At 34.7% G+C, this 16,996-nt stretch carries 14 protein-coding genes; 2 read left to right on the plus strand and 12 right to left on the minus strand.

Going from position 1 to position 16,996, the window contains the following annotated elements; genetic code table 11:
• Positions 1-86: 86 nt before the first annotated feature.
• From PL77_RS13470 to fahA, 12 genes are all read right to left on the minus strand, one after another.
• Positions 87-953: an AraC family transcriptional regulator gene (locus PL77_RS13470; RefSeq protein ID WP_044206102.1), complete on the minus strand. Its 867-nt coding sequence runs from the start codon at positions 951-953 to the stop codon at positions 87-89.
• Positions 954-1,048: 95 nt separating this feature from the next.
• Complete coding sequence (locus tag PL77_RS13475; RefSeq protein WP_044206104.1) at positions 1,049-2,161, minus strand: glycoside hydrolase family protein; 1,113 nt, start codon at positions 2,159-2,161, stop codon at positions 1,049-1,051.
• 13 nt (positions 2,162-2,174) lie between these two features.
• Positions 2,175-4,112, minus strand: coding sequence for an FAD-dependent oxidoreductase (locus tag PL77_RS13480; RefSeq protein ID WP_052444393.1), 1,938 nt, complete (start codon positions 4,110-4,112; stop codon positions 2,175-2,177).
• Between the two features lie 274 nt (positions 4,113-4,386).
• Positions 4,387-4,884, minus strand: coding sequence for a hypothetical protein (locus PL77_RS13485; RefSeq protein ID WP_044206106.1), 498 nt, complete (start codon positions 4,882-4,884; stop codon positions 4,387-4,389).
• A 266-nt stretch (positions 4,885-5,150) separates the two neighbouring features.
• Complete coding sequence (locus PL77_RS13490; RefSeq protein ID WP_044206108.1) at positions 5,151-5,810, minus strand: CPBP family glutamic-type intramembrane protease; 660 nt, start codon at positions 5,808-5,810, stop codon at positions 5,151-5,153.
• A gap of 80 nt (positions 5,811-5,890) precedes the next feature.
• A complete protein-coding gene (locus PL77_RS13495; RefSeq protein ID WP_082026527.1) occupies positions 5,891-7,297 on the minus strand; it encodes an alginate export family protein in 1,407 nt (468 codons plus the stop codon).
• 261 nt (positions 7,298-7,558) lie between these two features.
• Entirely contained in the window at positions 7,559-8,377 is an 819-nt protein-coding gene (locus PL77_RS13500) for an energy transducer TonB (RefSeq protein WP_044206111.1), read from the minus strand.
• A gap of 399 nt (positions 8,378-8,776) precedes the next feature.
• Positions 8,777-9,832, minus strand: a complete 1,056-nt coding sequence (locus PL77_RS13505; protein WP_044206113.1) for a hypothetical protein — start codon at positions 9,830-9,832, stop codon at positions 8,777-8,779.
• A gap of 12 nt (positions 9,833-9,844) precedes the next feature.
• Positions 9,845-11,095, minus strand: a complete 1,251-nt coding sequence (locus PL77_RS13510; RefSeq protein WP_044206115.1) for a hypothetical protein — start codon at positions 11,093-11,095, stop codon at positions 9,845-9,847.
• Positions 11,096-11,631: 536 nt separating this feature from the next.
• Positions 11,632-12,912: a retroviral-like aspartic protease family protein gene (locus tag PL77_RS13515; RefSeq protein ID WP_044206117.1), complete on the minus strand. Its 1,281-nt coding sequence runs from the start codon at positions 12,910-12,912 to the stop codon at positions 11,632-11,634.
• Between the two features lie 104 nt (positions 12,913-13,016).
• A complete protein-coding gene (locus tag PL77_RS32515) occupies positions 13,017-13,547 on the minus strand; it encodes a helix-turn-helix transcriptional regulator (RefSeq protein ID WP_044206119.1) in 531 nt (176 codons plus the stop codon).
• A gap of 101 nt (positions 13,548-13,648) precedes the next feature.
• Positions 13,649-14,902, minus strand: a complete 1,254-nt coding sequence (gene fahA, locus PL77_RS13525) for a fumarylacetoacetase (RefSeq protein ID WP_044206121.1) — start codon at positions 14,900-14,902, stop codon at positions 13,649-13,651.
• A gap of 184 nt (positions 14,903-15,086) precedes the next feature.
• Here fahA and PL77_RS13530 point away from each other — a divergent pair, with 184 nt between their 5' ends.
• The gene (locus tag PL77_RS13530; protein ID WP_044206124.1) at positions 15,087-16,523 is read left to right on the plus strand and encodes an aldehyde dehydrogenase family protein; all 1,437 of its coding nucleotides are present in this window, start codon (positions 15,087-15,089) and stop codon (positions 16,521-16,523) included.
• Between the two features lie 110 nt (positions 16,524-16,633).
• Entirely contained in the window at positions 16,634-16,930 is a 297-nt protein-coding gene (locus PL77_RS13535; protein ID WP_044206128.1) for a hypothetical protein, read from the plus strand.
• Positions 16,931-16,996 lie beyond the last annotated feature (66 nt).

Genomic DNA, 16,996 nt, shown 5'->3' on the forward strand with positions numbered 1-16,996 from the left:
GCGTCATTCGTGTCCTACAAATCATCAGAAATCTCATGATTTCTAAAAGCTATAAGTACGATTAAAATGTATTCAACAGCGTTTCTCTATTCCTTACGAAATGTATTGGGTGTCAAAGAAGTTCTTTTCTTAAAATACTTCACCATGTTGGTGGGTTCATCAAAACCCATATCATAGGCTATTTCTTTGATGGGAATTGATGTACCTTTCAATAAGCGTTTCATTTCAAGAATTCTTCTTTCATCAATCACTGCTTTGGGTGATAAATCATATTTCTCTTTCAGTATTTTGCTTAGTGCTTTGATATTGATTCCTAAAGCCTTTAAGTAAAATTCCACCTTATATTCTTTCTTGAAATTTTGTTCCAGTAGTTGCTGAAACTTTAGGTTTAATTGATCCGATGAGGAAAACTTTTCTATAGCTTGATGTTGTTTTTGGATTCTTTCTACTTGAATCAAAAATAAGCTGATCCAATGGTAAAAAGCATGTTCCTGTTGAGGTGATTTCCAATGATCATACACCTCAAACATATGCTCGCTTAGTAGATTGAAAAATGTGCTATCCTTTTCTGAAAGTGATAAATATTGCATTCCTTCAATATGTGAAGCCAATGAAAATTGAAACATATGTTGAAGATCGTGATCATTACGATACAAGAACTCAGGGGTAAAAACAATACTTTGTATTTCTACTTGTTCAGGGTCCAAAGTATCAAAATAACTGATTTGATCTTTAGATAATAACATCAAAGTATTGGGTTGAAAGGTGTATTCTTGGAAATCGATATAGTACGTACCTGTGCCTTTTTTAAACCAAAATAATACATGAAAATCTCTCTTGGAAGGAGCAAAAATATCTGTTCCTTCCAAGAGAATAGAAGAGGGCACAATGGCAAAAGGCAATCCTTTACCCAGTTTTTTATTTTGATGATAGGAGATATTTTGGTGATGCATATATAGATATTCAATCCTAAAAATTATTGACAAGTTATTCAAAAGGATTGATTTCTAAACCATCAAAGTTCATCGCACCATAAAATGAATTCACCTTACATTTCCTCAAAAGACGTTACAGGTATCTGAACATTGAAAGATTGGAGCACACCGTTTTCATCCTCAATATCCGCTGCACATGATAATACCGTCGGTTTTCCATTTTCTAAAAATAACTGAGGGCGCTCTAAATGAGATACAGATTGAGTTTGTCCATTTTCCCATTTGATTTCTAAAGTACTCACCAAAGGATGGTCTGATAGCTTCCAATCCAATCCATCATAAGAATGAAAAAGCACCAATGATCTGCCATGTTTTGTAAAAGCACCATGCATGTCTTTTACGATGGCATAATAATGTCCTTCTTGAAACCAAATAAAAGGATCTTCGGCAGGGAAATCATAACCTTCCGCTTGAAAAATGGGAGAGGGGTGTTTCTTGAAAGGACCAACAGGTGAATCAGCAGTAGCCACACAATGTACTACCGGACCGCCCCAAATGCCTTTTCTTTTTTTGCCTACCGCTTTGTAAACCATTAAAAATTCACCCTTATCATTTTGAGTGATCGTGGGGTTACTCACCATTAATGCATCTAAGGCTTGGTCATTGGGAGAAATATCAATTAATGGTGCATCCAATCGCATCCAAGGTCCATTCGGATGGTCAGCGACTGCCACTCCAATTCTCTGATTGTTTCGATGTATCGGATTCAAGACTATTTTTTCTGGAGTACCCATCACTTTCCCATCTCCGGTATTTCCCATATAATAGAGATAATACTTTCCATTAAATTCATGTACGGTAGGGTTGTGAGTACATAACCCATCCCAATAGTTTTCACCTCTTACACCTAGTGTCACATCTTTAAATTCAAAAGGACCATAAGGAGTATCAGAGACTGCATGAGCAATTTCTGAGTGTGTCACCCAAGCCCAACCTAGTTCTTTTTTCCAACGAGAATAAAAAAGATGATAAGTACCTTCTTTGTCTTTTACAATAGATCCTCCCCAATGACTCCATGTTTTATCTTCAAACTTAGAAACTGTCGCTACTTCACCTAGTTTCAGTTGGTAGTTGGACGGGTTCTTCTTGGGTTTAAATTGTAAGAAAAGAATGAAAATCAAAGAGGCTGTAATCACCTTCAATACTAACTTTGATAGTTTATACATAACATGATAGAATTTAAGAGCGTTGAGTTGATGGTTGTTGCATAAGTTTTTTCAATTGATCCAAATGCTGTTGATATACCCCTCTAGGTGTCACTTTTTCTTTAATACAGATAGAAGCCGCTAAGCCGACAATCTCGCCCATCATACCACACGTTTTCATGACTCTCACCGGACCCAAACCATCTCTACTTACACTGATGTTACGCCCTGCCATAAATAGGTTCTGAATATTTTTACTGTATAAAGTTCGATAAGGTGCCCAATAAGGACCTTCGTAATCATAGCCTTTTCCCGTTGTTGCAAAAGAAATAAACTCTTCTCCTTCCAATCCTTTATCAAATTCTTCATGAGCACTATGTACATCTATTCCCCAAGAACAAGGGTAAGCTCCATCCTCAAATTCTACTTTATCTCTAAAATGATCTGCAGTAAGCTTGATATCTCCCATTAATCGTCTTGATTCTCTTTTTCCTGAAATAAATGCAGACCAGCCCAGACGGTGATTAGGATAAAGTTTATCTACATTTTTCAAGGCATCCCAAGCACCGTACATTGCTCTGAAATTGAGATCACGGATTTTTTCTACATCAGTGATTGGATTTTTATCAAATCCACTTTCCCAAAACCACCCACCAAGGTTACCTAATGGATCTTTTGCACCCCACTGACCTTTGTAATTGGATCTACCGGGGAATGGTTTATCAGAGAGGTCTAATGCCCAGGGACATCTAGGAAAAGGTTGTTCTACTTCTCCAATATCGCATGAGATCGTTAAAGCTGATTTATCTTTACATTCACATTTCAGTACCTCTTCTTTATTGGCTGCATCCAACACGCTCCACATATTCGAAGAGCCCATAAACGTAGAAGCTGACATTTTATATTCAGCACCCGCCATAAATCCTACAGTGGCATCTCCTGTACAATCCGCGAAAAATTGTCCTTTGATTTTTGTCTGCACACCTGTCTTCGTATGCTGAGTGATCACTGCATGGATAGATTGATTTTTATGTTCTACATCAATCACTCTTTCTTCTAAAAACAGTGTGATATTAGATTCTTTATTGATCACCTCCGTTTTACGCTGATCATTATAAGCTACTCCCAATCGAGCATTTCTAGTACCGTACCTTCCTCTGTCTATTTTATCAGGAGAGATCTCTTCTACAATTTCTCCTACATGCGGATAAGGTTGTTGTAAGGTATGTCCCTCAGGCCATACGCGCACTTCAGAACTTCCATTTCCACCTAAAACAGGTCGATCTTGTATCAGTGCTACTTTTAAACCTTTACGAGCTGCTGATATTGCCGCACTTGTCCCTGCAAAACCACCTCCTGAAACGACCAAGTCAAAAGCTCCTCCATTTTCAGGTTTGTCCGAAAAACCTTGTAGCTTTCTTCTGAATTTAGTCAACGCTTTCACGTCATCAACGGGAACAAAGTCTTTGTCTTTACAGAATAGAATAGCGTCACATCTTCCTTCAAACCCTGTCAAATCGTGCAATGTCAATTTTGTATTTTTAGCAACCTCCACTACACCGCCATCATGCCAATGCCACTCTGCTCCTTTAGTTCCAAAAGTCTCCTTGACCGGTCGATCATTGATTAGTAATTGAAATTTTCCAGGTGCACCTTCCACTTTCCACGGAGCCACCCAATCTCTGGTTCTCACCCATACTCTGTAACTTCCTTTTTTAGGAAAGCTAACTTCAGTATTGGCATCTTTTACGGGGATGCCTAAACCATGAGCAAGAAGATAAGAGGAGCCCATTTGATCCATGGACTGCTGGTCAACTTCCCATCCTCCTAAATCTGAAAACTGTTCTGCTTCCACAAATAAAAAGTCTCCATTTAGTTTTTTAAGTAGGTTGGAGTTCGCTAAGATATCATTGGAAGCCAAAAGCATAAGTGCTGCTTTGCTACCAACGTTTAAAAATTCTCTTCGTTTCATAAGTATTCATTTCATTCTGAATGCATGATAATGAATAACTTGATGAGGTTATGGTAATAAATCAATGTTTTGAGAGGGGGATTTTTACATAAAAAAAATAAAGAATGAAGTTGAGAAAATATACCCCAAAATGAGAATAATATCTTTTAGAATGAGAAGTAGGGGAGAAATAAACATTACAACAAGAAACATAAGCACCAATGGCCTTTCTACCTGCTTCTGTCAGTAAAAAGGCCATTGGCTTAAATCGTTCAGTTATTTTTTGTCCTAATTCTTATTTTGGAATTTCATCTGAACATGTAAGCTTAGTAAAACCACCTTCCATTTTGGCAGTACCAAAGTCTCTCACAAAATAGGTCTTAATGTTAGGAGTATCCACGGTGTCTTTTCCTGCTTCGCATGAAGTAGTGTAGTTCACAGAAAACTCTCCTAGTAAAGATTGAACCATTGTACCTGTTCTTGTTTCAGCTACAAAAAGGTCATATTGAATGAGATCATTCTCAACGATAAGAGAACCATCATCATTTCTTAAAAGTTGATACTCATAAAATTTCAGCTCTGCGTCTCCATTTGATGAAATATTTAGTTCGGTGGTTGGAATAATTCCTGTTGAAAGATTTTTGGTTTCTTCACCTTCAGTGACCTCTGCTTTAAATTCTGTTTTCCATTGGTAGAAACCCGAGTTGTCAGCTGTCACTAGATTACTTTCAATTTTATCTGAGCATGACACAATAGCACTCATTAAAATGAAGCTTGCAAATAGTTTTTTCATTACGTTAAAAAATGGTTGATGAATAAAGTTTAAAAAAGCAAGAGTATGAAAATACCCTTAATGGTTTTAAAGTTTTTGGCTTGAATTAAACATATAACTCTGCCTTGTTCTTTACAATATGACCAATTCAACTTTACCTTCCTTATAGATATTAGTTAATATTTTTAAACGTTACTCTTATAGTCGCTTAACATAATACACAACTGATTATCAACGTATTTATTACAGTGTAAACTACATTTTTGAATGTTTATAATGTATTTATCTTATAAAAATAAAAGCAGTGATACTGATGAATAATAATTTTTTAGAGCATGGACGAGCATACTATACTTCATGCCTTTTCTAATTCTGATCACAGTAAAAGTATATCCATATATAGAAAGAACTAGTCCATAAATAAAAATATAAGGAATATGTGCTACCGTAATTAAGTCAAAATCAAAGTTCATAATATGACTAAAACCAAAGAAAAAAACCGAAAGGTAGATGTAAATACCTTTCCATTTTTCAACAAATTCTTCATCTATTTTTTTCGAATAAAACATATAAAATAGACCAGAAAAAAGGAGTACAAAAAAATACTTATAGATACCCATGGAAAAGAAAGAAAACAGAGTAATACAGCAATAGCCAAACATCAATGAAAAAGATATTCTAGAGGACTCTACTTTATAATTCAAAAAATACCGAAAGGCAAGTTCCTCTACAATAGGGGCATAGATCACAGCAAAGAATATAAATTGCTTTTTACTTAATCCACTTTTAGTATATAATTGCACTGAAGAAAGGTCTCCTCCAAACAATTTTGCTGTTAGGCCGGATAATAATCCTAAGACTATCATTGAAACTACAATTGTTAAATAGTAGTTTCTAATATCCTTCTTACTTAGAGAACGAATATAGTTTGCTTGTAAAAATAGCATGATTAAACTTTAAGTTAGTTTTTAGTACATTTTTCAAACCTCTAATCTAATCATTCTATTCTTAATTTTTGTATTAAAAATTAAAATTTATATTGTAATGCAACTGCTGAAAAAGTAATAGGTTTACCCATTCCAGTTTCTTTTACATAACTACCGGGAGTCACATAAGAATTAAAAGACATTAATGTGAAGTGTTGATTGATGATATAAAAAATATCTAATCCATACTGAATCCCTACACCATATTGATCACTTTGAGTTTCAGAAGAGGGACGTACTTGTACCATACTCGGTGCGTAAGATCCATCCTTATTACTTGTTCTTGCTAAATAATACCAGCTGAAATTAATGTATAAACGTTCTAAAGGTTGCAGACCAAAAGTAGGTTTGATATGCGTAATATTACTTGGCCCTTGAGCCATTGCTAGTCCATAAACGGGCTTTGGGTACATAGGGTCGAAAGTGTTCAACTGCTTATCATTCGGATCATAATCACCCGAAACGTAACTTGCTCCCAAGCCAATCATTGGTTTTAAAAAGACATCTGGAAAGAAATAATGAACTTCTGCTGTTGCATTGAAAGCATGAACCATTAAATCATTGAACGTTCCTGTTTGATACATCATATCCGTATCTACCCAAAGTCTTCTACCTCTTTGCCACAGTCGTCCTCCAATAGTATGTCTATTTTGTTTTCCTGAAACGTAATTGAATTGTCTTCTTTCAGAGTAAAATCCAAAATAATATAAATCTAATTTGAGTGGCTTTAGTTTCCTAAAACTAGCATAGGCTCCCCATATAAATTCATTAATATGTGAATTGTCAAATACTTCTGGATGAATGATGACAGGTGTCGCAAATAAAGCATGCAGATCTATATTTTTATTTTTTGCGATATAGGAAATACCATCAAAAGCCTGTCTATTATTAGGGCCTTCTCTTGATGAAATCAATAAACCATTTCCAAAGTCTAATTCTTGTCGACCGATACGAATAATTCGTCCTTTTTCATTCCCTTTCTTTCCAACATTCAAGTCCAGAAAGAATTGATGTAAACCAAGACCATCTACTATTATTTCAGGAACGGGAGGGTTGGGATTACCCAATTCCAAAGTATTGTTTAGTTGCCCAAAAACTCTGATTCTTGTGTTGACCTGAAGATCAGCATGCAACATCAAACGGTGCTGTAAACTTCCATCATAATCGGTAATCATACCAGGAGGTACATCTCCGAAATTGGAATTTTTGCGGTATTCATACCATTCCCTTACTTCTCCTCCTAAAGACCATTTCGTATTTCCACCTTTAGAAATAGGCATCCATTTCAAATGATCAGTCCCTTTTTTCTGAACCGTATCTGACAATAAATAGGAAAAATTATCATTGTACCTAAGATCATGAATTGGCCTTACCTGTGCATGAGAATAAATCGTGAAACCAAGCAACATGCCGAAAGTAATAAAGAGAATATCGAGTAATGTTTTCATAGCGTTTATCTTTTTAACACTACAAAGGACTTAGTTATTTATTAGTGATTAAAGGTAAAAAAGAAGACAATAATGGTAAAAAATGGAATTAAATAGATAAATAATCAATTCTATAGACTTAAAAAGGGTAATAATAAGCATAAAAAAATGCTACCGAAACATTAATTGTCCCAGTAGCACTTGATTACGATTATGATAGTTTTCTATGACAGCGAAGGGAATCATTTTAAGTGATGCTTCATAACTGTCTCAAAAATTAGATTAATTTTGAAGACGAAAAGAGATCGGTAATACCATTCTTTGCCTGACAGGTCTTCCTCTTTGTTCTCCAGGAGTCCATTTTGGACAAGTCTTTAAAATACGGATTGCTTCTTCATCACAACCTGCACCAATACCTCTTACCACTTTTAGGTTACTCAAAGAACCATCCGTTTCTATGACAAATTCCACAAATACTTTTCCTTCAACACCCATACGTCTAGCTTGTGATGGATACTTGATTTTTCGGCCTAACCATTTGTAAAACTTACCCATGCCCCCTCTAAAAGAAGCACTTTTTTCTACAATGATGTGAACGTCATTTTCGACTACTTCATCAGGTTCTTCTATAGGAGTGTATTCCTCAATGATCTCATCTGGATCGGTAAACTCAGGAAATTCAATTTCAATGTCGGTCGTTTCTTCTTTATCATCTTTAACTTCAATGATCGTGACCACTGGAATTTTCTTTGGCTGAGGTAATTTTGGCTTAGGCAACACAACAGCTGAATCCAAATCCGAGTCATCGACATACCAACCCTTCTTATCTAGCGTGACCAATACATCTTTAGGAGTAGGGTATTCAAATGCCGCTAAGACAATTGTTAAACCAATACTCAACCCAAGCATTCGAAAGAAATTAGTGTACTTGTCTAAGTTTACATCGTCATACTTTTTGATTAGGGGGTTGCTTTGAGATAATGGAGAAAGATTGTTTTGTTTGCTTATAATAACTCTGAAGAGTTGTACAATAGCGATTAGTACGACTAAAAAGGAGATAAAAAGTCCTTCTGGACCCATAAATTTTAAAATATCAATCATATTTATAATAGTTTGTAGAGTAGGCATGACAATACAATCTCACCACTAATAGTCTGATTATTAGCGTAAAAACGGACAGTCAATTATACTCTCGGGCATAGTTTTCACACTACATCCCTTATGAACAGATAGATTAAAGAAGAGGCCTCTTCGGTAATTTTAAGGTACGATTATCTCAACGGGAACATGAATGATTTAACCAACTTAACAAGGAATAGAATAGAATTTGCATTGATTAACAGTAGTTTTGACACTTATCTTAATTTATTAAAAAAATGATTTGGGGTAGAAAGTAACAAACGAAATATAAAATTAATATTTAGTTAACAAACGGAATAAAATTAATGTATTTTAATATAAATTCAGAATTATATATCAAAAAGTAAATAAAACTAAAAATCATAACACCGGCAACGTACTCAAACGCTTCATTTGTTTCTTATACTTGTCATTAGAAAACCCTGTCGATAAAGTAAACTCTACTGAAGGTTGTAAGAAAGCTGTACTTGAGATTTCAGGATAATAAGAAACTCTGAGTTCTATATGATCACTTTCTTTATTAATTCGTCCTATTTTAGAATAGTTAGCTTTTTCTCCGAAAGGAATTTTCACGGAGGAAGTTATAAATACCGTAGAGGAATTAGAAAAGTTATTGAGGGATGGAATCCAGCCTCCACCGACTTTAATGACCGATACTCTTGCTTCTGCTGATAGATATAGTTCGTTGTTTTCACCTTGGTTGAAATAACCGAAAGTGGTTTCAATACCCGTATAATTCATTGGGTTGAAAAAGATATACCTTCCCATCAATTCAAAGCGTGGTTTCAGATCTTGGAAAAGACTGACTTGATCTCCATTCGTTCCCATTACACTTTGAAGGTGTTTAGCAGAGAAACTTAAGAATAGATTTTCGTGTGTATAAAAACTAATTCCACCACCAATATCTATAGATCCTTCTTGACGTTTGGACAATGAATAGGAGGGAGTACCTCCAATAAAATCAGAATCCGGGTCTAGCTGACTGTAATACAAACCTGGACTTTCTCCAAAAGAATAAACCAACGCACCTACTGATATACCGAAACTAAATGTTTTGTCTCTATCTCTATACGTCATCGAAAGGGGTACGCTAAAGGTTTGCATATTCAGGTTGGTGATCTCTTTATCTCCATCTTTAATCGGAATATGGACTTGTTGAAATAATGCTCCAATTCCGAAACCATTTCTCATTTTAGACTTTCGATACATCCCCAAACTTCCACCTATACTGATGTATTCCATTCCTCCTTGTTGAGAAGCATATCTAAATCCTACATTATTTTTATTTACTGTAGAACCCGCCAAGGCAGGGTTATGAGAAGAAGGAAGCCAAAGTGGATTGGCCGTAATTAAATCTTGAGCAAAACTATGGAATGATAGACCACAAAGAGCAAGAAAGAGTAATTGACGTAGCATGGTTTTGATGATTTAAGGAGTGACAATAAAAGAAGTATTTAAACGCTCAGTTAAACCATCGGAGTAATGGATCAATAGCTTTGCGTTGTAAAGGGAAGAGCTGAAAGCTTCATCATCACCAAAAATAAAATTGTAATCCTCTGATTCAAACACTAGGAAATTAGAGGTATCAAAAATCTCAATTTTAAAAGATGTAATTTCCACTTGACTTCTAATCAATAAACGATAACTACCATCCTCATTAAAACTACTTCTCTTAGAAACCGCCGTAGGTACTTTTACTCTAGGGAAATAAGGAATCTCAACGTTTTTTAAAGTGTCTCTATTGAGACCATCAAGACAACCACCCGCACCTGATGCATCAGTGGCAATAAGGATAATATCATATTGTTTAAAAGGTGCTTCAGCATTTTTCTCAAAATTTGAAGTGGGAAAAACATAGACAAAATCCTCATTGTCAAAAAGCATATTGACACCAATCAAATTCCCACCTTCATACACTTCCCATCGCTGTCTATCACTATTCAGTGAATTGGATGAAAATGTAGTGACACCATACGCTGAATTCGAAACTGTATAATTATCATCAATAATACCTTGCGAAATTGGAGCAATATACTCTAAACCTTCTTCTTGTATTTGTACTCTATTCAAGCATTGATTATCTCTTGATGACTCCAAAAAAATCTCAATCCGCAAAGAGTCTTCCATAGGTCTTTCGATTCTCAAGTCTTCTAGTTTTCCTACTTTCCCCTCAACAGTAAGTTTCTGTTCTTTGTAAAAACGATCATTGATATACACCAATACTAATTCGTCTGTCAACGTATCTCCTTCTGTAGTAAAATTGATAGAAACATAATCACAATAGTAAACTAAGTCTGAAAAACGATTAAAGTTGACAGAACGCTGGACTTTACCAAAGACATCAATTACCACAATTTCTGATGCTACATCAGAAGTTACAGTGTTAAACATTTCAATTTTTGCTTGATGTAAATCGGCTGTAATTACATTATTATCGATAGCGACTACCAAGATGGTTTCTGTTTCAGAAGACTCAATTGTATTTGTCAATACACCTAATTCTTCTATCCCAGATATCATTTGAAATTCCTCCTCACTTTTGTGTGTAATTGTGAAGATCAAAGTGTTAGGCTTATTATCAATACAGAATTCTGACTGACTTACCTTCACTTCAAAAGCAAATAAAGAGGTACTGATTAAGAGTGTCTGTAGTAGTAAAATCCAATAACTACGTATCATAACATAGTAAAATAAAAAATGACTAAAGAGTAATTACATTGTAAACTAAATTATCGTCAACTTTCAATCGGCCTTTCTACAAGCATTTATAGGAACTACTTTCAAACTTCCTTCTTCTTCATTTTTGTCTTAACACAAAAACGAAGCAAAAAAGTCAAGGCTTAGAAGTCAAAAGCTAAATTCCATTCCTTTCGCCTCAATGATTTTAAACTCGCTGCGCTCAAACAGCAAAATCATTTTTAACGGCTCAATACATGAAATTATTAACGCTTTTCCCTTCAAGGCCGGTAGAGATACTACTAAATGATTGTCTAATTACAGACAAGTCATAATTATCTTCCAAAGCGTGCGTTGTATTTCAACATCCTCGCGAACCATAATTCTTTATAAAAAGAATAGAGAACTTAGTTTATAATGTAGTTATGTTTGTTTTATCATGTTCAAGTTAGTTTGATTTTTTATGAATGAAAAACGAGCACTGAAAATAATGGTACCTTCAGTGCTACTGTCACATTTTATTTTAGAAAGAACAACTATTATAGATTTTGCTGTTCTATAAGAATCTCTTTTCGCTGGTAAGAAATAATGAACTTCTGTTTTGATAAAATTTCATAACCGATAATACCGCTTATATTGACTTCTTTAAAAGCATCTAAATGCCCAAGGTCTGTAAAAACAGTGGGGATGGATTTATACATGACATCACCAAGCATACACTTTTTCATTTTCCCCTTCTGCACCTCTTTTACTTCTCCTGATAGACCTTGTAATTCTGTTGTTTTGACACCCTTCAGAACTGGTTTCAATTCTTCAAAGAGAGAAGTCGAAAACGCATTGGCGCCTGCACCGCTGTCTATGGCAACATTATATTTTTGCCCATTGATGGACAAAGTCACAATTGGTAAATGTCCCAGTAAAGTGGTCATAGGAAAAGTTTGAAATTCCATATCTGATAAGTGAGTAGTTTGAAGAGTCTCAAATTGGTCCGGAGCTATTAACATCAATTGCTTTTGAGCATAATCATACATCACATCCAACTGATTGATGAAATCAGTGCCTATGATACCATAGATTTTAGTTTTTGTTTCTTTTTCTAAATGAGAAAGGTCCGAGACTAACACTCTTTCATTTTCAACCAACAATTTTCCAAATTCAATTTTAGGGATCTCAATAATGTCTTGATTGTTGATATGAGAATTGATGCCTTTTGCACTGGAAACAGAATTGACTTTACTGTTTTGATAAGCTGAGTTTAATATTGTCCTTGAAGAACCACTGTCAAAAATAAACTGTTGCTTTTCATTATTCACAATAGCATCTACTATAATCAGGTTACTCTTAAGCTCAAAAGGAATCTGTTGATAACTTTCTGATGAATTATTTTTCACCTGCATTTTATCTTCGGCCATCATCACTTTTACTTCAGCCTTGATCAGTGATAAACTGCTCACCTTATTGGATGTATCAAACACAATGGTTATTTCTTGATTTCCTTTCTGTTCGTATTCAAAGTCATATTTCAAGGTCAATGTGTTTCCATTTTTTTGAGCGTCCTTTTCTGAATAATTCAAAACGGTATCATTGATACTTTGCGTAATCAACATGTCCAATACTTTCTGAGCAATCACTCCTTTTTGATTTAAAATAGTAAAATCATCCGACAACCATTCGGTCAAATTTTCTACATTTTTTTGATTAATAGCGGTCACTAACTGCTCCGAAAATAGTTTACATTTCTCCTGTTCTTGAGCATAAACTTGCAGTGTTATACTTTCTAATAAAAGAGAAATCCATAAGAGTTTTAATACATTCTTCATCTGTTTTTTTGTTTTGATGTGATGAATCAAAAGTAGAAGACAAAGAATGTTTCTCTATGAAATGTAAGGTTGAAAAGGGGTGGAGAATAGGGTGGATTTTAGACTCATACCCCTCTGAGGGTATCTAAATCAAGCTTTTTGAGTTGAGTCCGGTCGGTTAATTCTAATTTTTTATACAGATTATTGATATGTGTTTTTACTGTACTGATAGAGATATTGAGCTCATCAGCAATCTCTTTATTCATTTTTCCTGATTGAATCAATTGAGCAACCAAGAGTTCTCTTTCGGATAAAAGTTCTATTTTAGATTGATGCTGTTGTTGTTTCTTTTTCCAAAAAAGAAGGAGATAAATAACAATACCTATTAAGGCAATGGCAATGACCACTACACCCAATATTTCATACATCTCAAAACGAAAAACCTGAAAAGAGGTATCACCTTCAATTACTGTATATTTTTTATCGTTAACTTGTATTAAATGAATAGAATCTTGTAAGCTCTCAGCGTCTAATTTTTGAATCACCTCTTGCAACTGAGATGTATTTTCTTTCACTTGTAAGGTATCTGAAGAAGAGGCGCTACTTAGTGATGAGATGAAAGTAAAAAGAAGAAGTAAGGTGAGTTTGTTTAGCATATTTGACTAATTTGACTTTTTCGCAAAGTACAATATCTAATGCATTTGATAAAATAATGAAGAGCCAAAAACTTTATTTTGACTCTCCATCAATTCAATTATTATTTCAGGATTTTCCCTACTGCTTCACCGAAGCCTATTCTCAATTCACCATTATCACAAAAACCTTTTAAGGTGATGGTATCATTGTCTTCGAGGAAAGTACGTGTTTCTTCACCAATTTGAAGAGGTTCTTTTCCATTCCAAGTAAGCTCCAATAATGAGCCGAAAGAATCTTTGGTAGGGCCAGAGATAGTACCTGAAGCACATAGATCACCTACATTCAAATTACAACCATTGACTGTCTGATGGGCCAGTTGTTGTGCCATACTCCAATACAAATACTTGAAATTGGAAGTGGCTATTTGAGCTTCATTTCCGCTTTCTGTTTTCAGATGTACTTCCAATTGAATATCAAAAGTAGAAGGTTTGTCTGATTGAAGATAAGGTAATGGCGTAGGAGACTGATCCGGTCCTTTGGTACGAAAAGGCTCTAGAGCATCCAATGTCACAATCCATGGAGAAACGGTAGATCCAAAGTTTTTTCCCAAGAAAGGACCTAATGGAACATATTCCCATTTTTGAATGTCACGGGCTGACCAATCATTAAAAAGCATCAAACCAAAAATATAATCCTCTGCTTTATCTACAGGTACACTTTCTCCTAATGCAGTTGATTTTCCTACCACAAAACCCATTTCCAATTCAATGTCCATTCGGTTGGATTTTCCAAAAACAGGAGTTTCAGCTCCCGGAGGCATTTTCTGTCCGTTGGGTCTAATGATGGGTGTTCCAGAAATTACTATAGAAGAAGAACGTCCGTGATAACCTACCGGAAGGTGTTTCCAGTTTGGCATTAATGCATTGTCTTTCCCACGGAACATTGTGCCTACATTGACCGCATGTTCTTCTGAAGAATAGAAGTCGGTATAATCACCAATCTGAACAGGCAAGTGCAATGAAGCTTCGTTTTGAGCCACTAATACATTTTTCCCTTCCAAAGAAGTGTTTCCTTCCTTTAAGAGTTCAAATACAGTAGAACGTACTTTTTTATGTACCTCTTTTCCTAGACTTATATAGGGATTTAAAACTTCATGGGAGAAAAGCACTTCTGCTTCCTTTATAAAAGAAAAATGCCCTAGCTTAGCTACTTCCACCAAATCCAAAATCTGTTCTCCTATTGCAATTCCAGCTCTTCGATCTCTTGATGAAGTACTGAAGATTCCAAAAGGTAAATTTTGAATCGGAAATGAAGAGTTATCGGGAACATTCACCCAGGATTGTACCGAAGGATCATTAGTAAGATCAATAGCCATAGTTTATTGTGTTTATGATTTGGTTAGTACATGAAAATTAAGTTTTTAACAAAGAATTATACTTTATCCAAACACTTAATTTAATTTGCATGTTATAAAGATATTAGTGTAATTAACGTAATTCTCACATTTAAAAATAGTGTTTCGCTATTATTTTTAATCAAAACCTTATCACACCTTTATCATGGACACTATAATAGACCTTTCTCCTTCGGAATTGAAAATTGAAGATATATTCATTCAACTTAGAAATAACGCTAAAAGTATAAAGGATACTAACGCTAAGGAACGTATACAAAAGCTTGAAAAAATAGAACAATATATCCTTAAGTACCGAGAAGATATTCAAAAAGCTGTTTATAATGACTTCCGAAAAAGTCCAACAGAGGCTGATACCACCGAAATATTGAGTACGTTAGGTCTATTACGTCATGCAAAGAGAAATTTAAGGAAATGGATGAAGCCACGTAAAGTAGGCAGTCCTTTGAATATGTTAGGAACGTCTTCTTACATTCTTCCTGAACCTAAAGGAGTTTGTTTGATTATAGCCCCTTGGAATTATCCTTTTTACTTGGCGATCACGCCTCTAGTTTATGCTATTGCAGCAGGAAACACCGTGATGATAAAACCGAGTGAAATTTCGAATCATACTGCCGCCTTTATCCAAACGATGATGGATAATCTTTTTCCTCCTGAAGAGGTAAAAGTAGTGCAGGGAGGTGTAGATGTTTCTACGGCTTTATTAAAATTAAAATTCAATCATATTTTCTTTACAGGAAGTCCACAAGTAGGTAAAATTGTGATGCGTGCTGCGGTTGAGCATCTTACTTCAGTAACATTAGAATTAGGAGGAAAGTCGCCCGCTGTAATTTGTGAAGATGCGGACCTGAAAGATACCACTGATAAAATGACTTGGGGTAAATTTATAAACGCAGGTCAGACCTGTATTGCACCTGATTATGTATTAATCCCTAAATCAAGAAAAGAAGAATTTATAGAACAAATGTCCAACACCATCAATGAGTTTTACTCTCCAAATGGTGAAGTGGTAAGTGTGTCAGAAGATTTTTGCAGAATTATCAATCACAATCATTTTAACCGACTAAAAGGAATTATTGAAGATGCTGCTGACAAAGGAGCCACTATCATAATGAATGGTGAAATGGATGAGAATACTAAATTTATTCCTCCAACGATTGTCACCAATGTCACCAATGATATGAAAATTATGCAGGAGGAAATCTTTGGGCCAATACTACCTGTAATGGAGTATGAGCAATTGGAAGAAGCTTTCAATATCATTGAAGAAAAAGAAAAACCATTAGCACTCTATATTTTTGGTAAGAATAAAAAGCTTATCAAAAAAGTACTCAACAATACTACGGCAGGGGGAACTTGTATCAATGAAACGATTCTTCACATCAACAATCCAGAATTACCTTTTGGTGGAGTCAACAATAGTGGAATTGGTAAGTCACATGGAAAGTTTGGTTTTGATGGGTTCTCAAATCAGCGTTCAGTATTAAAAAATAGAATAGGGATGACAACAATTAAAACGATTTATCCTCCTTATGGCAATCTAGCAAAGAAACTTACTGACTTTATGATTAAGTATTTTTAATTAGACTAATTCTATATTTTAACAACTCATTGTTAATAATATAAAAATATTGTAATATTAAAATTCGTAATGCAAACTAATTTTTTTAATATTTTTTATTTTTTAGAACGATGAAAAACTTTCTTTTATCTACTGCCTTGTTATTTGTATCACTTTTTGCCTTAACAGGGTGTTTCGATGAAGATGATGTTACTCCAGAAGCAAACTGCTTTACTAGTTACACTGAATATATCACAAAGCTTAGTGCTCAGGATGATGACTTGTGTGAACTATACACTGAGTACTTTACTTTCTTGGAAGAAAACAAAAGCTGTATCGCAGAAAATTCTAATGGTACACTTACTGAAGCAGACATCGACTTAGTATTACTTACTAAAGATATTCAAACAGCACTTTACTGTAACTAATTCTTTATTGAGAATAAGTCGATAAATAACTCCGTTAGAGTTATTTTAAAAAGTATTTCAAAGAGC

Origin of the sequence: Flammeovirga sp. OC4, assembly GCF_000812565.1 — a bacterium.
Classification (GTDB): Bacteria; Bacteroidota; Bacteroidia; order Cytophagales; family Flammeovirgaceae; genus Flammeovirga.